The sequence below is a fragment of the Pseudomonas sp. GW821-FHT02A08 genome (assembly GCF_059422045.1).
The window spans coordinates 25,797-48,854 of sequence record NZ_JBWKWD010000016.1 but is presented as its reverse complement, the minus strand read 5'-3'; the positions used below and the strand labels follow the sequence as shown (position 1 = coordinate 48,854).

20 protein-coding genes are annotated in these 23,058 nt (G+C 61.3%); 8 read left to right on the top strand and 12 right to left on the bottom strand.

Going from position 1 to position 23,058, the window contains the following annotated elements:
- Positions 1–66: 66 nt before the first annotated feature.
- A complete protein-coding gene (locus tag AC07W4_RS13595; protein WP_495032783.1) occupies positions 67–1,902 on the top strand; it encodes an O-linked N-acetylglucosamine transferase, SPINDLY family protein in 1,836 nt (611 codons plus the stop codon).
- A 133-nt stretch (positions 1,903–2,035) separates the two neighbouring features.
- On the opposite strand, the gene AC07W4_RS13590 is transcribed toward AC07W4_RS13595, so the two are convergent.
- The 3 genes from AC07W4_RS13590 to AC07W4_RS13580 are packed head-to-tail and all read right to left on the bottom strand — an operon-like array spanning position 2,036 to position 6,424.
- Positions 2,036–3,364: a TolC family outer membrane protein gene (locus AC07W4_RS13590; RefSeq protein WP_495032782.1), complete on the bottom strand. Its 1,329-nt coding sequence runs from the start codon at positions 3,362–3,364 to the stop codon at positions 2,036–2,038.
- Positions 3,361–4,695, bottom strand: coding sequence for an HlyD family type I secretion periplasmic adaptor subunit (locus tag AC07W4_RS13585; RefSeq protein ID WP_495032781.1), 1,335 nt, complete (start codon positions 4,693–4,695; stop codon positions 3,361–3,363). The genes AC07W4_RS13590 and AC07W4_RS13585 overlap by 4 nt, the downstream gene beginning before the upstream one ends.
- Before the next feature lie 7 nt (positions 4,696–4,702).
- Entirely contained in the window at positions 4,703–6,424 is a 1,722-nt protein-coding gene (locus AC07W4_RS13580) for a type I secretion system permease/ATPase (protein WP_495032780.1), read from the bottom strand.
- A 209-nt stretch (positions 6,425–6,633) separates the two neighbouring features.
- Here AC07W4_RS13580 and AC07W4_RS13575 point away from each other — a divergent pair, with 209 nt between their 5' ends.
- The gene (locus tag AC07W4_RS13575; protein WP_157222730.1) at positions 6,634–6,840 is read left to right on the top strand and encodes a hypothetical protein; all 207 of its coding nucleotides are present in this window, start codon (positions 6,634–6,636) and stop codon (positions 6,838–6,840) included.
- Between the two features lie 77 nt (positions 6,841–6,917).
- On the opposite strand, the gene AC07W4_RS13570 is transcribed toward AC07W4_RS13575, so the two are convergent.
- From AC07W4_RS13570 to AC07W4_RS13550, 5 genes are all read right to left on the bottom strand, one after another.
- On the bottom strand, positions 6,918–8,528 hold the full coding sequence (locus tag AC07W4_RS13570) for a gamma-glutamyltransferase family protein (protein ID WP_032829736.1): 1,611 nt from the start codon (positions 8,526–8,528) through the stop codon (positions 6,918–6,920).
- 131 nt (positions 8,529–8,659) lie between these two features.
- Positions 8,660–9,439 carry an amino acid ABC transporter ATP-binding protein gene (locus AC07W4_RS13565; RefSeq protein ID WP_495032779.1) on the bottom strand — a complete coding sequence of 260 codons (780 nt, stop codon included), beginning with the start codon at positions 9,437–9,439 and terminating at the stop codon, positions 8,660–8,662.
- 1 nt (position 9,440) lies between these two features.
- Positions 9,441–10,208 carry an amino acid ABC transporter permease gene (locus AC07W4_RS13560; RefSeq protein ID WP_495032778.1) on the bottom strand — a complete coding sequence of 256 codons (768 nt, stop codon included), beginning with the start codon at positions 10,206–10,208 and terminating at the stop codon, positions 9,441–9,443.
- Positions 10,209–10,219: 11 nt separating this feature from the next.
- Positions 10,220–11,026 carry an ABC transporter substrate-binding protein gene (locus AC07W4_RS13555; protein ID WP_495032777.1) on the bottom strand — a complete coding sequence of 269 codons (807 nt, stop codon included), beginning with the start codon at positions 11,024–11,026 and terminating at the stop codon, positions 10,220–10,222.
- A gap of 79 nt (positions 11,027–11,105) precedes the next feature.
- The gene (locus tag AC07W4_RS13550; RefSeq protein WP_008051141.1) at positions 11,106–11,774 is read right to left on the bottom strand and encodes a GntR family transcriptional regulator; all 669 of its coding nucleotides are present in this window, start codon (positions 11,772–11,774) and stop codon (positions 11,106–11,108) included.
- A gap of 369 nt (positions 11,775–12,143) precedes the next feature.
- Between AC07W4_RS13550 and AC07W4_RS13545 the strand changes: the two genes are divergently transcribed.
- The gene (locus tag AC07W4_RS13545) at positions 12,144–13,289 is read left to right on the top strand and encodes a M14 family metallopeptidase (protein WP_495032776.1); all 1,146 of its coding nucleotides are present in this window, start codon (positions 12,144–12,146) and stop codon (positions 13,287–13,289) included.
- A gap of 62 nt (positions 13,290–13,351) precedes the next feature.
- On the opposite strand, the gene AC07W4_RS13540 is transcribed toward AC07W4_RS13545, so the two are convergent.
- Positions 13,352–13,897 carry a cytochrome b gene (locus AC07W4_RS13540; RefSeq protein WP_495032775.1) on the bottom strand — a complete coding sequence of 182 codons (546 nt, stop codon included), beginning with the start codon at positions 13,895–13,897 and terminating at the stop codon, positions 13,352–13,354.
- Complete coding sequence (locus AC07W4_RS13535) at positions 13,894–14,979, bottom strand: catalase family peroxidase (RefSeq protein ID WP_495032774.1); 1,086 nt, start codon at positions 14,977–14,979, stop codon at positions 13,894–13,896. Before AC07W4_RS13535 ends, AC07W4_RS13540 begins: the two co-directional genes overlap by 4 nt.
- Positions 14,980–15,142: 163 nt before the next feature.
- Between AC07W4_RS13535 and AC07W4_RS13530 the strand changes: the two genes are divergently transcribed.
- The 4 genes from AC07W4_RS13530 (at position 15,143) to AC07W4_RS13515 (ending at position 19,196) form a co-directional block, all read left to right on the top strand.
- A complete protein-coding gene (locus AC07W4_RS13530) occupies positions 15,143–15,649 on the top strand; it encodes a sigma-70 family RNA polymerase sigma factor (protein WP_495032773.1) in 507 nt (168 codons plus the stop codon).
- Positions 15,646–16,398: an anti-sigma factor family protein gene (locus AC07W4_RS13525; protein ID WP_495032772.1), complete on the top strand. Its 753-nt coding sequence runs from the start codon at positions 15,646–15,648 to the stop codon at positions 16,396–16,398. The genes AC07W4_RS13530 and AC07W4_RS13525 overlap by 4 nt, the downstream gene beginning before the upstream one ends.
- Before the next feature lie 144 nt (positions 16,399–16,542).
- On the top strand, positions 16,543–17,667 hold the full coding sequence (zapE, locus tag AC07W4_RS13520) for a cell division protein ZapE (RefSeq protein ID WP_495032771.1): 1,125 nt from the start codon (positions 16,543–16,545) through the stop codon (positions 17,665–17,667).
- A 215-nt stretch (positions 17,668–17,882) separates the two neighbouring features.
- Positions 17,883–19,196 carry a leucine-rich repeat-containing protein kinase family protein gene (locus AC07W4_RS13515; protein ID WP_495032770.1) on the top strand — a complete coding sequence of 438 codons (1,314 nt, stop codon included), beginning with the start codon at positions 17,883–17,885 and terminating at the stop codon, positions 19,194–19,196.
- A gap of 120 nt (positions 19,197–19,316) precedes the next feature.
- Here the strand turns inward: AC07W4_RS13515 and AC07W4_RS13510 are convergent, their stop codons facing one another.
- Positions 19,317–20,021 (bottom strand): YebC/PmpR family DNA-binding transcriptional regulator, encoded by a 705-nt coding sequence (locus AC07W4_RS13510; RefSeq protein ID WP_495032769.1) that lies wholly within the window; start codon positions 20,019–20,021, stop codon positions 19,317–19,319.
- A gap of 225 nt (positions 20,022–20,246) precedes the next feature.
- Here AC07W4_RS13510 and AC07W4_RS13505 point away from each other — a divergent pair, with 225 nt between their 5' ends.
- Positions 20,247–21,659 (top strand): type VI secretion system Vgr family protein, encoded by a 1,413-nt coding sequence (locus AC07W4_RS13505; RefSeq protein WP_495032768.1) that lies wholly within the window; start codon positions 20,247–20,249, stop codon positions 21,657–21,659.
- A 3-nt stretch (positions 21,660–21,662) separates the two neighbouring features.
- On the opposite strand, the gene AC07W4_RS13500 is transcribed toward AC07W4_RS13505, so the two are convergent.
- Positions 21,663–23,054, bottom strand: a complete 1,392-nt coding sequence (locus AC07W4_RS13500; RefSeq protein ID WP_495032767.1) for an FAD-dependent oxidoreductase — start codon at positions 23,052–23,054, stop codon at positions 21,663–21,665.
- Between the last annotated feature and the right edge of the window lie 4 nt (positions 23,055–23,058).

The window sequence follows — 23,058 nt, the reverse complement described above, 5'->3', positions numbered from 1 at the left end:
TTGACTGATCCGATACCGGGCTCGAAAGAGCTCGGTATTTTTTTATTGGAAGAGATCTTCGCGCAAATGCTTAGACAGAATCTTGAGAGCCCGGACCTCGATGTCGTGCTGGCCGCAGCCCTGCAGCTGGCCGAGGGTATCGCGCTGGAACCGATGAAGTTGCTCGCAACCGCAGACCGGCTCAATGGCGCGCAGCGCGTCAAAGATGTCGCTGCGCTCTACCAGCGCTGGCTGCAGCACTGCCATTCGTCGGTCAATTACATTATCCAGTTCAACCTGGGGACCACGCTGTCGCAACTGGGGCAGATCGAGGCCGCAGAGGCAGCCTATCGCGCCGCCATTGCCCAGAACCCGGAGTTCGCCCAGGCGTGGTTCAACCTGGGGACGCTGCTGGAGCGTCAGCACAAACCGCAGGAGGCCCTGGCCATCTGGCAGTCGATGCTCGATGATCGCCTGGTCGACGCCACGCAAAGCCGCGAGCTGTACCTGATGACCTGCAACAACCTGGGCCGCCTGCTGGAGGAAACCCGGCAGTTGCAGAAATCCGAAGCCATCCTGCGCACCAGCCTGGAAGCCGACCCGAATCAACCCAAGGTGATTCAGCACTGGGTGCACTTGCGCCAGAAACAATGCGTCTGGCCGGTCTATGAGCCGCCGGCAGGCTTGACCCGTGGCGACCTGTTCAAGGCGTCCTCGCCATTGGCACTGCTCGCCGGCAGCGATGACCCCGGCCTGCAACTGGCCGCCGCGGTGCACTTCGTCAAGGAACGGGTCAATGTCCGGGTCCCTGCCCTGGCTTCGACCGCAGGCTATGGCCACCAGAAGTTGCGCATCGGCTTCCTGTCTTCGGACTTCTGCCTGCATGCGGTGTCGTTGCTGACGGTGGAGCTGTTCGAACTGATCGATCGGCAGCGCTTTGAGGTGTACGGTTTTTGCTGGAGCCGCGAAGACGGCTCGGCCCTGCGCGAGCGGGTCAGGCAGGCAATGGATCACTTCGTGCGCATCGACGCCATGGATGATGCCGCTGCCGCGCAATGCATCCGCAACCATGAGATCGACATCCTCATCGACCTGCATGGGCTGACGTCCGGGGCCCGTCCGGACATTCCGGCTTACCGCCCGGCCGCGGTGCAGATGACCTACCTGGGTTTTCCCGGGTCGACCGGGCTGCCGGGCATCGATTATGTGATCGCCGATCGCTACCTGATCCCCGACAGCGAGAAGGCGTACTACAGCGAAACACCGCTGTACCTGGCGCAGATCTACCAGTGCAGCGACCGCCAGCGACCCGTTGCGGCGTTGCCGACCCGCGCCGAGTGCGGCTTGCCGCAAGAGCGTTTCGTGTTTTGCTCGTTCAACAACAACTACAAGTTCAACGAAGAAGTGTTCGACTGCTGGATGCGTATCCTGCAGCGCGCCCCCGACAGTGTGTTGTGGCTGCTGGCCGACAACCCCTGGGCCCAGGAAAACCTCTGCGCCAGGGCCCAGGCACATGGCGTGAACCCGGCACGCCTGCTGTTCGCCCCGCGGGTCGCACCGGCGCAATACCTGGCCCGCTACAGTGCCGCGGATCTGTTCCTCGACGCATATCCGTTCAACGCCGGGACCACGGCCAACGATGCCCTGTGGATGGGCCTGCCGGTACTGACCCGCTCGGGCCGCACTTTTGCCTCGCGCATGGCCGGCAGCCTGCTGACTGCGCTGGACCTGCCGGAGCTGATCACCACCACGCTGGCCGAGTACGAAGAGCGTGCCGTCGAACTGGCGACCCGGGCGGATCTGTTGCCCGGCTTGCGTGAGCGTCTGCACCAGGGTCGCGAGCACTCGGCGCTGTTCGACACACCACGCTTCGTCAGGGATTTCGAGGACGCGATCAGCAGTGTGGCGCCTGGCCGGGTGTAGGAGCGAGCTCGCGATGGACCTGTAGGAGCGAGCTTGCTCGCGATGGACTTGAGAGCGCCGCGTTTAGTCAGTTAACACGCGTTATCGTTAACGACCATCGCGAGCAAGCTCGCTCCTACAGTTGATCGGTTGGTCAGAACAACCCCTGGACCTTTTCCAACTCGTTGCGGGTCATCTGGCCGGTGTGGGTGTGCAGGTTGACATAGCTTTGCAGCATCGCCAGCTTGGTATCGAGCAGGTCACGCTTGGAGGAGTACAGGCGCTGTTGGGCATCGAGGATGTCGACCGTCGAGCGCACGCCGGCCTCATAGCCTTTTTCCGCGGATTTCAGGGCGGTCTGGCTGGAGCGCACGGCGGTCACCAGGGCCTTGATCTTCTCGAAGCCCGCCACCACCCCCAGGTAGTTGAGCTCAAGGTCCTCGTTCATTTGCTGGAGCTGGACCTCATAGCCGGACCGGGCACTCTCCAGGGCAGCACGGGCCTTTTCGGAAGAAGCGCTGACCCCGCCGCCCTGGTACAGCGGGATATCGATGACGACGCCCAGGTAATATGTCGACTGGCGCTGGGACGTTTCATTGAGGTCGCTCTGGCCGACCCGTGCCAGCCGGCCGCTCAGCGCCACGGTCGGGTAGTGCCCGGCCTTCTGCAGCTTGAGGTTGGCTTCAGCCACTTTGATCGAAGCACGGCTGATGCCCAGTGCAGACGCGGTCTGGTCGGCCTTGATCAGCCAGTAGTCGAGGTCCTGCTCGGGGGCAAGCAAGGCGGCGGCCGGTGCCTGCTCCTGCATCTGCGGAATCTCGCTGACGGCAATCCCGGCGCGGCCCGCCAGCTTGCGCAGGGCCGCGCGATGCTGAGCCTGCAACTGGATTTCCAAGGCGCGGATCGAATCGAGCCGGGCTTGCGCCTCTTCAAGGTCGGTGATGCTGCCTTCACCGGCTTCGAACAGGCGCCGGGATTGCTTGGCCAGTTCTTCGACCGAGGCTTTCTGCTGGGTCGTCAGCTTGAGTTCGTTTTCCACCTGGGCGAGATCGAAATAGGCCTGCACCACGCGATCGAACAGCTCCTGGTCGGCGCCTTCGTGCTGGACTCCGCCCAGCTGCCCACGCGCCTTGGCCTGTTCGTAGGAGGCCCAGCGGCCTTTGTCGAACAGCGGCTGGATAACCGACAGGGCAATGCTGTCGGAAGCAAACTGATCGCTCTGGCTATTGGCCGAGGACTGGTGTTCGAACTGGCCGCCATGGCCGTAGCGTGAGTTGATGGCGACTTGCGGCAGCAAACCGCTGCGGCCGATAGCCTCTTCCTGGCGCGATGCCTCGTAGTCATGGTTGGCAACCTGGTAGGTCGCATCGTTGAGTCGCGAGGCGTCGTAGAGGGCGACCAGTGACAACGGCGCTTCAGCCGCCAGCAGCCGGCACGAGCAGAACACGCAGAGTAGTAAGGCGATACGTACGGACACAGTCATTCTTCCTTGAAAGCGCCGGCCATACGCTCGGTCACCGGCTGCATCAAGTAGTTGGCAAGGGTGCGTTCGCCGGTCTTGACCAGTACTTCGGCCTGCATGCCTGGCTTGACATCCAGGCCCAGCTCGCGCAGATGGATGATCGCCTCGGGGCTGACCGAGACCTCCACCGAGAAGTAGGGCGTACCGCTGTGTTCGTCGATCAACTGGTCGGCCGACACCGTGAGCACCTTGCCGACGATCACCGGGGTGTGGACCCGTTGCAGCGAACCGAAACGCAAATCGACCGGCAGCTCCGGCTTGAGCCGGTCGGCCATCATCGGCGGGAATTGCGCCTTGACCACCCAGCTGGAGCCTTGCGGGACAATGTCCATCAGGCGCTGGCCCGCTGGTGCGACGCCGCCGACGGTGTGCACGGTCATGCCCATCACCTGGCCGGCGACGGGCGCGACGATTGCGGCGCTGTTGACTTCGAATTCCAATGACTTGATCTGGTCGATCAGGCTCGATGTCTGCGCCACGACCTGGGTCAATTGCGACTCGGCGTCGCTGCGAAAGACCTGCCCCTGTTGCAGCGCCTTGAGCTCGCTTTCATTGATCGCCTGGCGCGTGCGGCCGATATCGGAAATGCTCGAAGCCAATTGGGCGCCCAACTGCGCCGCACTGCTTTCCGCTTCGAACAGCCGGTTGCGTGGCAGATAACCTTCACGGGCCAGTTCCCGCAGCCCCTTGAGCGCCTGCTGCTGGAATTGCAGCTGTACGGCGTGGTTGCGCTTGATCTCTTCGAAGCCCTGGAGCTGTTCTTTGAGCGAGGCTATTTCGTGTCGGCTGATTTGCATGCGGCTGGCCAGTTCGGCACGGCGGGTGGCGAACAGATAGCCTTGCAGTTCCATCGCCGCGACGGCGCGCGGGTCGCTGGCGCGGGCCAGCAATGCCGCGGACCATTGCACAGCGTCGCGGTTCAGGCGTTCGGCCATCAGCCGATCCTCGACGGCGCGGGCGCCGAGCCACTGGCCCAGGGCGACGTCCAGTTGCGACTTGGCCTGGACGGTGTTGAGTTGCATCACCACCTGCCCCTGCTGCACCCGGTCGCCTTCACGTACCAGGATGTTGTCGATCGTGCCGCCGGTGCGCGACTGCACGGTCTTGCGCTCGCCGGAAACCACCACTGTGCCGCTACCGACCACGCCGCGGTCAAGCGGCGCCAGGCAGGCCCATAGCAGAAACCCGCCGAGGCCCAGGAGCAAAAACCACACACCGATCCTGGCAATGCCCGCGGCATCCGCATCGGGCTTGTTCTCGGGGGTCGAAATGTCGCTCGAACTGGCTTGCATTGACGCCTCAGGCTTCTTGATTGCGGGGTTCGACAGCTTTTGCCGCAGCCGCTGGCACCAGGGTCTTGAGCACCTGGTCACGCGGGCCGAACAGGGTTTGTACGCCGTCCTTGAGGAACAACAGCTTGTCGACCGCGCCGAGAATGCTCGGCCTGTGGGTGACCAGCACCACGGTGCAGCCTTCGGCCTTGAGCTTGCGCACGGCCTGCACCAGCGCCGCTTCACCGGCATCGTCGAGGTTGGAGTTGGGCTCGTCGAGCACCACCAGCGCCGGCTGGCCATACAACGCGCGGGCCAGGCCGATGCGCTGCTTCTGGCCGCCGGACAACCCCAGCCCGCCAGTCCCGAGCAAGGTGTCATAACCTTTGGGGAAGTGCAGGATCATCTCGTTGATACCGGCCAGTTGCGCCGCAGCGATGACCTTGCCTGCGTCCACTTCGCCGAAGCGCGCGATGTTTTCGGCGATGCTGCCATCGAACAGCTCGATATCCTGGGGCAGGTAACCCAGATGCGGGCCGAGGTCTGCACGCGACCACTGGCCGACCTCGGCGCTGTCCAGGCGTACCGAGCCCTGCCTGGCGGTCCAGATGCCGACCATGGCGCGCGCCAGGGAAGACTTGCCCGACGCGCTCGGACCGATGATCGCCAATACTTCGCCCTTGGCCAGGCTGATAGTCACGCCGTTGACCGCGGGCTTGTGCATGCCCGGCGGGATGATCACCAGGCGGTCGATGCTAAGGGCCCCGGTCGGTGCCGGCAGGGGCATGCCTGGCGCGACTTTGGGGAATTCGCCGAGCAGACGGTTCAAGCGTTCGTAGCTGCTTTTGGCGTTACCCATTTGCTTCCACGAACCGATCAGCGCTTCGGCCGGCGCCATGGCCCGTCCCAGCAATACCGACACGGCGATCATCACCCCGGCGGAAATCTGGTTCTCGATCACCAGGATGGCACCCAGGCCAAGGGCCAGCGATTGCCAGGTCATGCGCACAAAGCGCGACAGCGCAGCGATCCGCGAGCTGCGGTCACTGGCCTCGCCCTGCTCGGTAATGACCCGCTGCTGCACGTTGAACCAGCGCTGGCGCAAGGGCGCGAGCATGCCCATCGCCTGAATCACCTCGGCGTTCTGCAAGGTACTGTTCACATAGCTGGAAGACGCCACGGACAAACGGTTGGCTTCGCTCATGCTTTTGCGGGTGGTCAGCTCGTTCCAGACGCCCAGCCCGGCAAGGATCAGCGAGCCGATGACAGTGAACACCCCAAGCCAGGGATGGAACAGGAACGTCGCGATGACATAGATCGGCAGCCACGGCGCATCGAAGATGGCAATCAATGCCGGACCGGTAACGAACTGCCGGATGCTGTTCAAATCGCTCAGCACCTGCGCCGGGTTGGAGCTGTGCTCCTTCAGGCTACGCTCGAACGCCGCATCGAATACCCGCTCGCCCAACTGAGTGTCCAGACCGGCGCTCATCTTGATCATCACCTGGCCGCGCACCCACTCCAGCACACAGCCAAGGGCAAAGAACCCGAGCAAGATCAGGCTCAGCATCAACAGCGTGGTTTCATTGCGACTGGTCAGGACGCGGTCGAAAACCTGCATCATGTAGATGGACGGGACCAGCATCAGCAGGTTGATCACCCCGCTGAACAATGCCAACACGCCGAACAGCCGACGATAACGTAGCAGCGCTGCATCGATATCTCGCTGGGGATCTAGGAAAAATCGCATAAAGTCCGATAGGTGAAAAAAACATTGGGAAAGACAACGGTCATGTTGATGCCCGGGGTGCATTTCGCGGCGGCGATGCTAGCACTTTGCCCCTTGTTAATGAACAGCTTGAAGCCAGTTGGCGCCTCTACTCCATCGGCTTGAAGGAGGCGATCTTGAGTGGTTTTTCGATGGAGGGACAAACGGGGGGAATAGAAAGGCTTTAAGAAATGAAATCAAAAAATATAAATGCATTACCAAATAAAAGACCCGGCTTTTGGCCGGGTCTTTTATTTGCCAGTTTTTCTGGCTTTGGCTTCAGGCTAATGAAGTCTTTGGGTGCCGCAAATTTGATGGCGCGAATGATATCAAAAGAATTCCAGCTGGCAAGAGAAGCCCGGCATCATTGGTTCAAACCAGCGACAGATAGCACTTGAGAATCACTCGCACAGTCTCTAAGCTGCGGCGGCGTCAAGGAGGACGCCCCCCCACTCCTTGCCCTCTCTCGTGTTCTTCAATACACCGCTATATGTGAGTCCGTTCGTGGCTCTGTCCCGCCGCATAACACACCGGTTTCAGGATCGCGCAAGATAATTTGCCCACGCCCGTAACTGGTGAGATCGCACGCCACCTGAACCTCGTGCCCGCGACGCGCCAGTGCCGCAGCCATATCCCGCGAAGCGTCCTGCTCAATACCCACCTTCATGTCCCCCAACCATTGCCAACGCGGTGCGTCCAGCGCGGCTTGAGGGTTGAGTCCGAAATCCACCAGATTCATGACCATCTGCACATGCCCTTGCGGTTGCATGTAGCCGCCCATGACACCAAAGGGGCCCATCGCTTCACCGTCTTTTGTCAGGAACCCTGGGATGATGGTGTGAAAGGTCTTTTTACCAGGCGCCAGGCAATTGGAATGGCCGGGATCAAGGCTGAACTCTTCACCGCGGTTTTGCAGGGCGATACCGCTGTCGGGCAACACCACGCCGGAGCCAAAGCCGTGATAGTTGCTCTGGATGAACGAAACCATGTTGCCCTCCGCATCGGCGGTGGCCAGATAGACCGTACCACTGGCGTGAGGCTCACCCGGCACGGGCGCCACGGCCTGCTCACCAATCCGCGCCCGGCGATGAGCGCAATAGTGGTCGCTGAGCAGATCGTCCACCGCCACCCGCATGTGCTCCGGATCGGTGATGTAGTGCAAACCATCGCTGTAGGCGAGTTTCATGGCCTCAAGTTGACGATGCCAGGTCTGCTGGCTGTCGCGATGATCGAAGTCAAAGCCCTCGAGAATCTTCAACGCCATCAACGCCACGAGTCCCTGACCGCTCGGAGGTATCTCCCAGACGTCGACACCACGATAGTTGACCTTGATCGGCTCAACCCACTGGGCGCGGTAGTCCTGCAAATCACTGGCGCGCAGATAGCCGCCGGTGGCCCGCGAATGCGCATCCAGCCTCTGCGCCAGCGCGCCACGATAAATACTTTCACACTCAGTGGCGGCCAATTCGCTCAAGGTCCGTGCCTGGGCCGGGTTACGGAACAGCTCGCCAGCGCGGGGGGCACGGCCTTCGATCAGGAAGGTCTCGAACCAGCTCTCAAGCACGTCGCTACGGTCCGCAGTGAAATCCTCCAGCGCAGATTGCCATTGCAAGGCGACCACTGGCGAAACGGGAAATCCGTCCCGCGCCAGACTGATGGCCGGCTGCAGCAAGTCCGCAAAGGGCAGACGACCGAAACGCCGGGACAATTGCGCCCAGGCCGACGGGCAGCCAGGAACAGTGACAGGCGTCCAGCCATGCAGCGGCATTTTTTCATGACCGGCCGCTTTCACTGCCTCAATGCTCAGGGCTTGCGGGGCGGCGCCGTTGGCAGCCAGGCCATGCAGTTTGTCCTGGGTCCAGACCAAGGCAAAAGCGTCACCGCCAATACCACAACCGGTGGGCTCGACCACCGTCAATGCTGCTGCCGTGGCGATGGCCGCATCGATGGCATTGCCACCGCGACGCATCACTTCAATCCCGGCTTCGGCGGCCAGTGGCTGAGAGGCGGCGACCATGCCGCGCTTGGCGAAAACGCTTTGACGTTGTGAGGTGTAGGGATACTCATGGGCAGAAAACTTGAACATGGCAGGACTCACACAAAAGTAATGTTCATAAAAGCCTGTAGGAGCGAGCCTGCTCGCGATGGACTCAAGAGCACTGCGTTTTTCCAGGTAGCCCGCTTCATCGTTAACGTCCATCGCGAGCAGGCTCGCTCCTACAACACGCGGCTGAGGAACGCCCGGGTACGGGCATGGCGGGGTTGGCTGAAGATCTGCTCGGGCGGGCCCTGCTCGATCAGTTCGCCTTGATCGAGGACCACCACCCGATCGGCCACTTCGCGGGCAAAGCCCATTTCGTGGGTGACCACGACCATGGTCATGCCCTCCTCGGCCAGTTCCTTCATGACTTGCAGCACTTCACCTACCGTCTCCGGGTCAAGGGCACTGGTGGGCTCGTCGAACAACATCGCCTGGGGTTTCATGGCCAGTGCCCGGGCGATGGCCACCCGCTGCTGCTGCCCACCGGACAACATCGAAGGGTAGTGATTCGCCTTCTCGGCCAGCCCGACCCGCTTGAGCAACGCCCGCGCTTGCTCCACCGCTGCCGCGCGCGGCACGCCGAGCACCTGGATGGGCGCCTCGATGATGTTTTCCAGGGCCGTCATGTGCGGGAACAGATTGAAGCGCTGAAACACCATGCCGATGTCCCGGCGCTGACGCGCAATGTTGCGCTCCGAGTCCCGGGCCAGGCTGCCGTCGGCACGGGTGCGGTAACCCATGGGCCGGCCGCTGACACGGATTTGCCCGGACTGAATGTCCTCAAGCAAATTGATGCAGCGAATAAAGGTGGTTTTGCCCGAACCGGAGGCGCCGATCAACACCACGACTTCACCCCGTTTCACTTGCAGCGAAATGCCCTTGAGAATTTCCAGGTCACCGAACGACTTGTGAATATCCAACGCTTCGATGACCAGTTCTTCACTCATGTGCGCCATCTCAACGCCCTCTCAACAGTTTCATGGTGTTGCGACCGAACATGCGGCTGGCGGCCGGAGCCGGACGATCGGATTGGCCGAAACGCGCCTCGAGCCAGCGCTGGAAAAAGCCCCAGAGCGTGGTCAATGCCAGGAAGTAAATGGCAACTACCAGATACAACTCGAACACCCGGAAGGTCGCCGAGGTCACCATTTGCGTGCTGAGCAACAACTCCTGCACGCCGATCACGCTGACCAGCGTGGTGTTTTTCAACATCACGTTGAACTCGTTGCCCAGCGGCGGAACGATGACCCGGAAGGCCTGCGGCAGGACGATACGACGCATCAACCTGGGGAACGTCATGCCCAGGGACCGCCCGGCTTCGTACTGACCCTTATCCACCGCGCCGATGCCGGCCCGAATGATCTCGGCCATGTACGCGCCTTCGTTGAGACCCAGGGCGATGATCGCCGCCTGAATGTTGCCTGGCACAATCAACCAGCCCAGGTCCAGGTCTTCGAAGCGGAAAATGCCGCCGGCCGCCAACGCCGTGTACAGAAACACGATCTGCACCAGCAGCGGCGTGCCGCGCATCAGCCACACATAAAAGCGCACCGGGTATTGCAACAGCGGGTTACTCGACAGCTTCATCAACGCCGCGATCAACCCCAGCACACAGCCGAGCAACATCGCCGACACACTGATCAGGCACGTCAGCCACAACCCCGTCAGGTAGACATCACTTGGCTGTAACAGGTATTGCCAGAACACATCCCAATTGAAGTTCATCAGGTTCGTCCTCAGTCCAGTTTGTCGCTGCCGACATGCCATTTACTGAGGAGCGCTTCGTAACTTCCGTCAGCGCGCATGCCTTGCAAGACTTCGGTCAACGCGACGGTCAATTGCGGATCACTTTTGCGCACACCGAAACCGGTCAGGATGCGGTTGAAAGCAGGCACCGCCGATTGAAACAGGTCAGGGGCCAGTTGCTGGTAATGGCCGGCAGACTCGACCGTGGTGCCGAAAGCATCCACCTGGTTGATGCGCAAGGCCTGGAACGCATCGGCGTCGACGTTGTAGACCACCAGTTTCATCGGTGCCTTGCCGGCCGCTTCAAGTTTTTCGTTCTCTTTGCCCAGCAGCACGCGAATGGTCGAGCCATTACTGACCGCGACCTTGAGCCCCGACAAATCTTCCAGCGTGTTCACCGATTTCGGATTGCCTTTGGGCACCACGATGGACTGGCTGGAATACATGAAGTTGACGATGTCGATCACCTCACGGCGTTCGGGTTTGTCGAATAGTTGATCGACGATCATGTCGCACTGTTGCGCCAGCAGCGCCGGGATCAGCCCGGCGAACGGGGAGATCCGCCATTCGACTTTCTTGCCACCCAGGCGCTGGGCAATCGCCTCGCCCATATCCACCTGGAGCCCTACCGGTTTTTGCTTCAGGTCAAACGACACCAGCGGTGGCGAATCCATGCCGGAGCAATAGACGATCTTCTCGCTTTTGCTTAATCGTTCGGGAAGTTCAGGAGCCGCCAGCGCCCATTGCGAGCAGAGGCTTAAGGAAAGGACAGCAGCTAACGCGCAAGGCTTGTGCATGGCAATACTCCAGTCAGGTGAGGTAACGGGGTTACGCAAAATCACAACAACCGCAAATCGCTAGGCAGGACGGCTCTCTTTACTGATGAGCCTCAAGAAACTGAATCAGGCGCGGAATCGTTCCTTCGATGTGCTCGCACACCACCGCGGCCGCTTTATCCGGATCACCGGAACGCAACGCGGTCACGATCGAGGCGTGTTCGTCCCGGGCACTGCGGGGCTTGTCGGCGTGTTGCAGCCACAGGCGCATGTGCGGCTCGATCACCGAGTACAGCGCCGAAATTTGCCGCATCAGGCGCGGGCGCTCACTCAGGCTGCACAGGTATTCATGGAAGGCGCGATGACGACTGACCCACTCGGCACCGTCCTCGCGGTAGTCGTCCATTTCGTCGAGCAGACGCTCCAGATGGCTGAAATGGCGCTCGGTCATTTTGCTGACAGCCACCCGGATGGCGAGCCCTTCAAGGGCACTGCGCATCTCGAACACTTCACGCATTTCGTCGATGTTCAGGCCTCGTACGATGGCGCCGCGATTGGGCCGCAACGTCACCAGGCCGTCGGCATCCAGACGGCGGAACGCTTCGCGTACCGGCATGCGGCTCATACCGATTTCACCGGCGATGTCCTCGGCGATCAGCCGTTCGCCGGTGCGGTAACGTCCTTTGCAAATGGCCTCCAGGAGAAAGTTGTAAGCCTCCTCCTCAGCAGTGACAGGCTGGCGCTCGGTATAGGCAGGGGCGAATTTCATCAGTGCACCTTTTTTGTATTTTTGTATCCAATTATCCATAAAGCCAATACAGCAGATTGCGTGCCAGATTCAGCGCATCAGTTGCAGGTAATTGATTGCATTGAGATATCAACCATCACGATGGCTGGATACATCCGAAGAGGTCGAACGGGAACGAGTTGAAATGCCCCAACCTGTCACCTGAAAGCCTCAAAACGGTGCTGGTGGTAACACGGATGATCGCTACGCTTGGTTGGAGGACTTCGCGGCAAACCTTGAGTCGCAAAGTGAACAGGCACCTTGGGGGGTGAGACGATTTTTCTGCGCTCCTAAGGCCCCGCGCTTGCGTGTAAAGTGGCCGCCATAAAAATCTTGATCAGGAACCCGACCGTGGCTAAATCCTCCCTCGACATCAGTGCCAACTTCGACAGCGGCAACATCCAGGTGATCGACCTCAGCGACCCGCTCAAGCCCTTGCTGGCGATCCGCCCCGATACCAAGAGCAACCATTTCCAATGGTTCCACTTCAAGGCCAGCGGCCTGCATGTCGGCCAGGACCACTGGTTTCGCCTGAACAATGCCAGTCAATCCTCTTATAACAAGGCCTGGACCGGCTATCAGGCAGTGGCGTCCTACGATCACGTCAACTGGTTCCGCGTACCGACCATTTTCGAAGGCGACTGCCTGCGCTTCAGCCTCGAAGCCGAGCAGACCCACGCCTGGTTCGCGTACTTCGAACCCTACAGCCGTGGTCGCCACGACTGGCTGATCGAGCAGGCGCTGACCAAGGCCGGCACCAAACTGCTGGCCACCGGCAAGAGTGTCGAAGGTCGCGACATCCAGCTATTACGTAAAGGCACCGGCGCCGAAGGCCAGCGCAAAGTGTGGATAATCGCCCAGCAACATCCGGGCGAGCACATGGCCGAGTGGTTCATGGAAGGCGTGATCGAACGCCTGGAAAAGCACGACGACCCGCTGCTGAACAAACTGCTGGCCGGCGCCGACCTGTACCTGGTGCCGAACATGAACCCGGATGGCGCCTTCCACGGTCACCTGCGCACCAACGCCATGGGCCAGGACCTGAACCGCGCCTGGCAGAATGCCAGCCAGGAAATCAGCCCGGAAGTCTTTTTCGTACAGCAGCAGATGGAAACGTACGGCGTCGACCTTTTCCTCGATGTGCATGGTGACGAGGAAATCCCTCACGTGTTCACCGCCGGTTGCGAAGGCAATCCCGGTTACACGCCGCGGATCGAAAAGCTCGAGGAGCACTTCCGCAGTCATCTGAAGCACACCACCAAAGATTTCCAGACCAGGTATGGCTATGTCCGCGATGAACCGGGTCAGGCCAACATGACGCTGGCCTGCAACAGCGTGGGTCAGAAGTACGACTGCCTGTCACTGACCCTGGAAATGCCGTTCAAGGATCACGACGATCATCCGAACCCGTTGACGGGCTGGTCGGGCAAACGCTCGAAGCAGCTGGGCAAGGATGTACTCACCACCATTGCGGATATGGTCGATACCCTGCGCTGATCCCCCTTCCAGATCAAAAAATCGCCGCCTGCCACGGGCGGCGATCTTTTTCTCCATTGCTGCTAGCCGCGATCCTTGCCCCGCAGCATGCTGTCGAGCACATCATCCCGACGCACCCAGCCGTGAAACAACGCCGCCGCCAAATGCAGCAGCACAGTCAGAAACAGCAGGTACGCCAGGTACCCATGGGCTTTGCGCAAAAACGCGAACAGCTGGGCGTTCGCCGGCATGATCGATGGCAACTGCAGCGAGCTGCTGAGCATCACCGGCTCACCCGACGCCGAAATCATCGCCCAGCCCAGCAGCGGCAAGACCAGCATCAAGGCGTACAGCAACACATGCGAGGCCTTGGCCGCCAGCGCCTGCCAACCCGGCAGGTCCGCCGGCAGCGGTGGTTGCGTGGTGGAGAAACGCACGACCAGACGCACGATCACCAACAGCAAGATCGCGACGCCCAAGGGTTTGTGCAGATGAATCAGCCATTCATGCCGCTCGGAGACCGAGGCAACCATACCGGCACCAATAAACAGCATGGCGATGATCATCAGCGCCATCAGCCAGTGCAGCAGACGCGCCAGGGGTGCGAAGTGGTTCGGTTGAGTGCTCATTGCCGGGTCTCCTGTTTGGCGGCGGGCAACTGGCTGACTTCGCTGGTGCGGCGCAGGTAGGAATTGGCGTAACCGGCTGAGCGAGCGGCGAGCAATGGGTCGTCGGAACCTTCGATGCCAGCGGGTAAAACCAGCGGATCGTAGTTGATGTCACGGCATTCGCCATTGAGTTGCGGCTGGGTTTTTTCCAGCACCAGGGTGCCCGCGTTCAACACTTTGCGTCCTTCGGGCCAGGCTTTGCTGGCGTCGTTCACTGGATCGCCGGGATTGGCCAGGATGATGTTCAACTGCCAACGCAGGGGGCCTGCGGTTATACGCTCAACCAGGTCTTTCTCCAGAAAGTCACTCCCCTGCGGCACCGCAGCACCCGGTTCATCCTGAGCCACCGGAACCATGCTCCAGCGCACGGCCTGGCGCTGTCCGGTGGCGCTCACCAGATAGAAGGCGTTGACGCTGTTATAGGTCTGCGTGACGTAACTGGCTGACGGCTTGGCGGTCTTGATCCAGGCCAGGAACGGTGCGGCTTCCGGATGCGCACCGAAAAACGCCGGTACCGCGGCCGGGTTCGGCTTTCCGGTGGCCGGGTCTGGCGACTGCGCCTGCTGCAATTGATAGAACGCCTCGGGCGTGCCGACCGGGAACACCGGCATGCTGTTCATCCCGGTGCGCCACTGCTGGCCGTTGGCCTGGGTGAAGCGCAAAGCCATGCTGCGGATCGGAACGGCGCTGTCCGGCGCGTAAGGGTTGCCGGCCGGCAAGGCGAAACGCCCGACCACCGGCGTCCGCGCTTCGTTGAACACCTGAGCGGCGGAATAGCTGCGCGCCTCGCCACTGCTCTCGAAATACCCGATCACGCACACGCCTTTGGAATGGTTGCGACGGAAACCCGGATGCACGCCATTGTTGGTTTCCAGCACGTTGATCAGTTTTTTCGGGGTCAGGCGCTGTGGGTCAAAGGTGCCGTTGACGTAGGCAAACGCCCCCGCCACGGTGGCAACGACCACGGCAATGCCAGCCAGACGCAACGTCAGGCTCGCCGCACTCAAGGGTGGCCGGGTTGGCGGTGATGATCGATCTACCATGAAAGACTCCAGGGCCATCGGCCACAAGTGAGAAGAATCAAGCAGACGAACCGCACACAGGTTTATTCCCATGCGCGGTTTTTATTTTTTCTGACGTGGAATAACCTCGAATGCCGGGCGTCTTCCTGGTCCACCGTCCAGCGTAGTGACTTGCCAGAACTTCATGAACGATATCGACGAACAACTCAGAGAAATCATTCCCGGAATGCGGCGGTTTGCCGTGTCGTTGACGCGCAACACCAGCAGTGCTGACGACCTGGTGCAGGCGAGCCTGGAGCGGGCACTCTCGAGTTGGGCCGGCAAACGCGCCGAGGGTGACTTGCGCGCCTGGCTGTTCTCGATTCTCTATCGGCAGTTTCTCGACGCCCACCGCCGCTCCCGGCGCTATGCGCGCATGCTCGAATTCTTCACCGGGCGTAATGATTCACAGCCTTCGGTGGAGCGCACCGTGATTGCCCAATCGACCCTCAACGCCTTCGACCGACTGCCCACCGAGCAACGCGCGCTGCTGCTCTGGGTGTCGGTGGAAGGCTTGAGTTACAAAGAGGTCGCCGAGATTCTCGACGTCCCCACCGGCACCGTGATGTCCCGCCTGTCCCGGGCTCGCCAGGCCCTGCGCCAACTCAGCGATGGCGAAATCAACCGCCCTTCCCTGCGGAGACTCAAATGATCAGCATGCCCCCCAGCGAGCGAGACCTGCACGCCTACGTCGACCACCAACTGAGCGACGTCGATCGGCGCCTTGTGGAGACTTTTCTGGCCACTGACCCGCAGGCGGCCGCGCAAGTGCGCGCCTGGCAGCTGGATACCCAGGCACTGCGCGCAGCCTTGGGCGGGGCCTTGCAACACCCCTCGAACCCGGACCTTGATCCGGTCGTGATACGCCAGCGCCTCAAACGCCAATCCCGTCGACACCTGGCCAGTGCCGCGGTGTTGCTCATTGCCGTCAGCGTTGGCGGTTTCAGCGGTTGGCAAGCGCGGGAGATGACACTGGCGAGCCCCCAGCTGCCGATGACCGATGCCCTGCAGGCGTATCGCCTGATTGCCCAGCAAGGTCTCCTGCCGGCGGATTACAAAGTCGGCGACGACGGAGACATGCAGGGGTGGCTCGACCGCTACTTCACCCGGGCCAATCGCCTGCCCGACCTCTCGAGTGCCGGTTTCAAGCCGGCCAGCGGGCGTTTGCTGAGTACCGAGCAAGGCCCTGCGGCAATGGTGGTCTACGAGAACCAGGGCGGGCAGAAAATCAGTTTCTATGTGCGCCCGCCAGGGCCGAAAAACTTCCTGCTACCCAGGGGCAGTCGCAGCGATGGCGAGTTGCAGGCCGAATACTGGTCGGGAAGCGGCTATAACTATGCGATGGTCAGCCCGGCTGACACAGCAGCGGCGCAGATGCTCAAACAGACCACTCAGTTCTGATCCCACAAGGATTGCGGCGTTCCTTTAGAGCCCGGTGACGGTGGCCCGGATAGGCCGACACCGCTGGAAGCGGATTCCATGCTCTGGTTACACTATGGCCCCGCAACACAAAGAGCCTGCCCGCACACCATAGGTGATATCCCAGTGGCCGTTCGACCGCCCGACCGTTGGCCAATCAAATCGCGCTGGCAACCGTTGCGTCGCCTTCTTGGCAAGGCACCGGCTGCCGGCAGCGCCGCGGCAGGCCAAGTCATCCACGACTACTTTCGCCATCAGGCCCATGCCCTGGGCTACACCCTCAGTTACAGCCAACAGCGGGTGATCGACTGCATGGCCCGGCATGCCTGCATGCTGATGGACACTGCGGCGAAACCGCTTCCCGGCCTTTACCTGCATGGTGCCGTGGGACGCGGCAAAAGCTGGCTGCTCGACGGATTTTTCCGGGCCATTCCCCTCGCGCAGAAACAACGCCTGCACTTCCATCAGTTTTTCGCCCAACTGCACCAAGGCATGTTCAAGCACCGCGAACAGGCCGACGCCCTGGCCAATACCCTCGATGAACTGCTCAGCGATTGCCGGGTGCTGTGTTTCGATGAGTTCCATGTGCACGACATCGGCGATGCAATGCTCATCACCCGGTTGTTCAAGGCACTGTTCCAGCGCGGCATCCTGTTGCTGGTCACCTCCAATTATCCGCCCGAAGGCCTGCTGCCCAATCCGCTGTACCACGCACGCTTCAAACCGGCGATCGACTTGATCCATGCGCGCATGCAGGTGATGGAAGTCGGCGGGCCCCACGACTATCGCAGCCAGGTCCGACCCCATGCGCATCAGTTGTTCACTCAAGGTCACTACGTCTGGCCGGCAAGCGTGGCGCAACGACAATCGCTGAACCTGCCCAGGCACAATGCCCCGCCGGTTTCGTTGCCGGTGGGCACCCGGCATTTGCGAGCGCATTTGTGCGAAGGGCGCGGTATCGGTTTTACCTTCACCGAGTTGTGCGATCAGCCCACGGCGGTGATGGATTATCTGGAGTTGTGCCGCCGGTTCGACCGCTGGATCATCGACGAACTGCCACTACTGGGCGATTGCACGATTGCCGCCCAGCAGCGTTTCATCAATCTCATCGACGTGCTGTACGACCAGGACAAGCACCTGACGTTGCTCGGGCAGCACTCATTGCGCGAAAGCCTGGGTGGCGACGCCATTGATCTGGCGCGCACCCGCAGCCGATTGGGGCAACTGGTCGAAGTCAGCGAACCGGTCTGATCGATATCTTTTTGTTGCATTGACTGGCCCCTTCGCGAGCGGGCTCGCTCACACACTGAATTTGTGTCGGATACAGAATTTGTGATCTACACCGATCAAATGTGGGAGCGGGCTTGCTCGCGAAGGCGGCCTGACAGTCGCCACATCTTTCCCGCTATCATGTCGCCCATTTCCAGGGCCCCGCGCCCTCCCCTTGGTTAATGGCGAATCTGTTCATGCATACCCTTGCTCAATTGCGCGCCGGCGAGTTGTCGGGCATCACGCGGCTGGATCTGGCAGAAGGCCTGACCGAGTTTCCCCAGGAGATCTTCGATCTGGCGGATTCGCTGGAAGTGCTCAACCTCAGCGGCAACGCCCTGAGCGCGCTGCCAGAGAATTTGCACCGCCTGACCCGATTGCGCGTGCTGTTCTGCTCCGATAACCGCTTCACCGAGTTGCCGGCCTGTGTTGGCCAATGCGCCGCACTGACAATGATCGGCTTCAAGGCCAACCGCATTGCCCACGTGCCCGCAGCGGCACTGCCACCGCTGCTGCGCTGGCTGATCCTGACCGACAACTGCATCGAGACGCTACCGAGCGAGTTGGGAGAGCGGCCATACCTGCAAAAGCTCATGCTGGCCGGTAACCGCCTGCAGACGTTGCCGGAGTCGATGCGCAATTGTCATCGGCTGGAGCTGATCCGCATCGCCGCCAACCAGTTCACCGACTTGCCACAATGGCTACTGACGCTGCCGAGCCTGACCTGGCTGGCCTATGCCGGTAACCCGCTGGAAACTGAAGCCGATGCGGCCGCCCTCGACGCCACACCGCGCATTGACTGGTCGGCATTGCATTTGGAGAAAAAACTCGGCGAAGGGGCGTCCGGGGTGATTCATCAGGCCGTCTGGCAACGGGCTGACCAACCGGCCACGCCCGTTGCCGTGAAGCTCTACAAGGGCGAAATGACCAGCGATGGCTCGCCGCTGCACGAGATGAACGCCTGCATCACCGCCGGGTTGCACCCGAACCTGATTCGCGTCGAAGGGCGGATTGTCGATCACCCGCAACACACCGCCGGACTGGTGATGCAGTTGATCCCGCCGAGCTTTCGCAACCTCGCCAGCCTGCCGAGCCTGGCGTCGTGCAGCCGCGACATTTATGCCGATGACCTGCGTTTCAGTGCGGCGGTGGCGCTGAGCATTGCCTCGGGCATTGCCTCGGTGGCCGAACACCTGCACGGCCATGGCATCACCCACGGCGACCTCTATGGGCACAATATTCTGTGGAATGAACAGGGTGATTGCTTGCTGGGGGATTTTGGCGCGGCGTCATTCCACGAGATTTCCGACAGCCTTGAAAGCCGTGCCTTGCAAAGGATCGAGGTACGGGCGTTCGGGGTGTTGCTGGGCGAACTGCTGGAGCGGGTTGATTCGGGGTTGAACGTTGAACAGCGTGGGGTGCTGGAGGATCTGGAGCGGCGTTGCTGTCAGCCGCAGGTGCTGGCGCGGCCTGGGTTCAGCGAAGTCGTGCGGCAATTGGAAAGTCTGTGACCGCTGCGCGGTCATTTTCGCGAGCAAGCCCGCTCCCACAGTTGATCGAGTTGCCCGGCCAGGCGCAATCTAATGTGGGAGCGGGCTTGCTCGCGAAGACGGTGTCACTGGCGAATCAGATCAACCCGCCAACCCGACAAACATGTCCTGCACGTCGTCATGGTTATCGAGGCCTTCGAGGAACGCTTCGACTTCCGCCATCTGCTCATCGCTCAGGCCGCTGACCGGGTTTTTCGGCTGGTAGCCCAGTTTGGCCGACAGCACGGTGAAGCCTTGTTCCGGCAGGGCTTTCTGTACCGCGTCGAGGTCGGTCGGTTCGGTGATGAACAGGGTTGCACCCTCTTCGCCCGGCTCGAAATCCTGTGCACCGGCTTCGATGGCGGCCATTTCCGGGTCGGCGTCCGGGGTGTCCGGCGACGCTTCGATCATGCCGACATGGTTGAAGTCCCAGGCCACCGAACCGGAAGCCCCCAGTTGGCCCTTGCGGAATGCCACGCGGATCTCGGCAACGGTGCGGTTGATGTTGTCGGTCACGCACTCGACGATCAACGGCACCTGATGCGGGGCGAACCCTTCATAGGTCACACGATGGTACTGCACGGTCTCGCCCAACAGGCCCGCGCCCTTCTTGATAGCGCGATCCAGTGTTTCCTTGGGCATCGAAGCTTTCTTGGCCTGTTCAACCACCAGGCGCAAGTGCGCGTTGGTAGCAATATCGGCGCCGTTGCGCGCAGCAATGGTGATTTCCTTCACCAGTTTGCCGAAGATCTTGCCCTTGGCATTGGCTGCCGCTTCTTTGTGTTTAACCTTCCACTGTGCGCCCATTTCTCACTCTCTTATCTGTGGCATCTGTGGCGCCGAGACATCTATTGGCCGACGCTTTGCGCAAGTTTATACGGCCTAAAGTTGGCAATCGACCAAAAAATCCCGACTGGCATCGACATCTTCACCAGCGGTTGTAGGGGGATTCGGAAATGTCGCTTTAGCGTGCCCACAATGCGCCGGGGTTTCGTACGCTTTGCACCCTACTTCACAGCGGTAGCGCGTTCGATGCAAAACGACAAGGAAAGTCCCACCACCCTGACGCTTCTCGACGACGACCTGAGCTTCCAGGTGGTCCGGTTCAGTGGACATGAAGCTCTCAACCAGCCCTTTCGATTCGACATCGAGGTGATCGGGCTGGCACCGGCCCTGAACCTTGAGCGATTGCTGAATCAACCGGCATACCTCGAATTCGGCCACGACCAAGGCATTCATGGTGTATTGGACAGCGCCAGTTGTGAACATCGAAGCGGGCACCGGGTCGCTTACAGACTGGTGCTGGTACCCCGCGTCCAGGCGCTGGAACAGCAACGATGCCGACGTATTTTCCAGCGCGCCAGCGTACCCATGATCCTGCGCCGGTTGCTGGAGGAACATGGGCTGCCCATCGGCAGCTATCGCTTCGAACTGGCAACCGGGCACTATCCCCTGAGACCTTTTTGCATTCAGTACGAAGAAACCGGCCTGGCGCTGCTGCAACGGCTGTGCGAGGAAGAAGGCATCCACTATCACTTCGAGCATCAACGGGACGGCCATGTGCTGGTGCTGGCCGATGACAGCCTGAGTTTTCCCCAGGAACCGCTGCTCATGTCGATGAGCAGCGGCGAACACCGTGAACCTGTGATCAGCGAACTGTTCCAGCGCCATGATGCTCCGCTCTCCCCTGTACGCCCAGGCACCAGGAATCCGGGTGCAGCGGACATCAGCGAAGGCGCGGCCAATCACTCGTTCGCCACGGCACGGCATTGTCCCGCTGGCGAACAGCAACATCGCGACCAGCTCAGCCGTCGACAACTGGAACGCCTGCGTTGCCGACACCTGCAGATCCACGGTCATAGCAACCAGGGGGCATTACGCAGTGGCCGGATCCTGCAGGTGGCCGAGCATCCGCTGGCGAATTTCAATGATCAATGGCTGGTTACCGAAATTCGCCATCAGGGCCATCATCCATCCATTCTGCTCGATGACACACCCGACGTGGCCCCGGGATACCGCAATCAATTCAGTGCCATCCCCTGGTCGACCGTGTTCAGGCCAGCGCTCAAACAACCCAGGCCGAGTATCCCCGGGTATCAGCCTGGCCAGGTGTGCGGCCCGGTGGGGCAACCGGCGGCAGTGGACGAGGATGGCCGGGTTCAGGTGAACCTCTGGCCCGCCACACCATCGGCTGCTGAGGCGTGCGACGGTCTGTGGCTACCACTGGCGCTGACCACCGCCGAAGAATGGATCGATCCGGCCCGCTTGCCCGTGGCCGGCAGCGAGGTACTGGTGATTTTCCTCGACAGTGACCCGGATCGCCCGGTGCTTTGTACGGCCTTGGGCCCTCGGTCACAACCTCACCGCCCTCGCCCGCGTGAGCCCCATGGCGATACCCGCCTGCTGTTCGACTGGCTGCTCACCCGCTCGGACATTGCGCACTGACGCTCAGCCCTTGTCAGCCTTGCCGGCGGCGGCAGCGAACTTCGCCAGGCGCACGTCCAGATGCCGTGGCCGACGCCCGTGATCCTCCGCGCGCTCTTTGCGGCGGATGGCGTTGCGCACCATCAGCGAGCCGATGTAGCGAATCGGCTCCGGCGGGAAAAACCCCAGCGGTCCATTAACCAGCGGCGAACGGGTCCAGAGGTTGTCCAGGCCCTGGACCATCGATGCCAGAATCTGCCCGCCCATATGGCAGGGTCCGACACCGCTGCCGGAATAGCCGAAACCGTAGAACACATTGCCACTGGCGCTCATCTGCCCGAAGAACGGCAACCCGGTCACCGAGCGGTCCGATGGGCCGTTCCAGGTCGCCTCGACCTTGACGTCGGCAAACGCCGGGAAGAAATCCGCCAGGCTGTTCTGCAACATACCGGCGTAAGGCGATGGTTGATCGAACACCGGCAGCATGCGCCCGCCATAGGCGAAGGTATTGCCGCCCTTGCCGAGCATGATCCGGCCGTCCGGGGTGTTGTGGTAGTAGTGCACGAAGATCCGCGAATCGAGCACCGTGACACCGCTGGTCAGGCCGATTTCGTCGAGCAAGTCCGGCCGAGGCTCGGTGATCAGCATGTCGCTGGAAACGATCGCCACGCTGCGTTCGAACTGCGGGAATGCCCGGGCCATCCAGGCGTTCATCGCCAGCACCACGCGGTCGGCGCGAATGGTGCCGTTGGGGGTTTGAATGCCCGCCGGCCGGCCCTCCTCCAGCCCGGTCATGGCGGTGTTTTCATGAATCTTCACCCCCAGTTGCAGGGCGACCCGGCGCAAGCCACGCACCAGTTTGCCCGGCTGCACACTGGCCGCGGCCGGGGAAAACCAGCCCTCCAGGTGCTTGCCGGAACCGGCCATGCGCTGCACATCGGCCACTGGCCGCTGGGTGAACGAGTTGATGCCGTTGCGCTCCAGCGCCGCGATCACAGCGTCGGTCGAGCCGACCTGGGCGCGATTGGTCGCTGTGTAGAGGGTGCCATCGAGGCGGTAATCGGCGTCCACCCCATACTGTTCACAGAAGGCACCGATGGCATGGATGCTGTGCTCGGACTCCTTGACCAGACGCACGGCTTCTTCGACGCCGAACAAACGCTCAAGGGTGAAATACTTGGCCGACCACGACAACGCGCAACCGCCGTTGCGCCCACTGGCCCCGGCACCGCAGATGTCCGCTTCGATCAGCAACACATCCAGCTCGGGGTTCTGTTCCTTGAGCATGATCGCGGTCCACAACCCGGTGTAACCACCGCCGACGATACAGACATCGACGCGGGTGTCGCCTTCCAGTGGCGGACAGGTTTCGGATGCATCAGCCTTCAGGGCCTGGTCCAGCCAAAAGGGTCTCATGGGG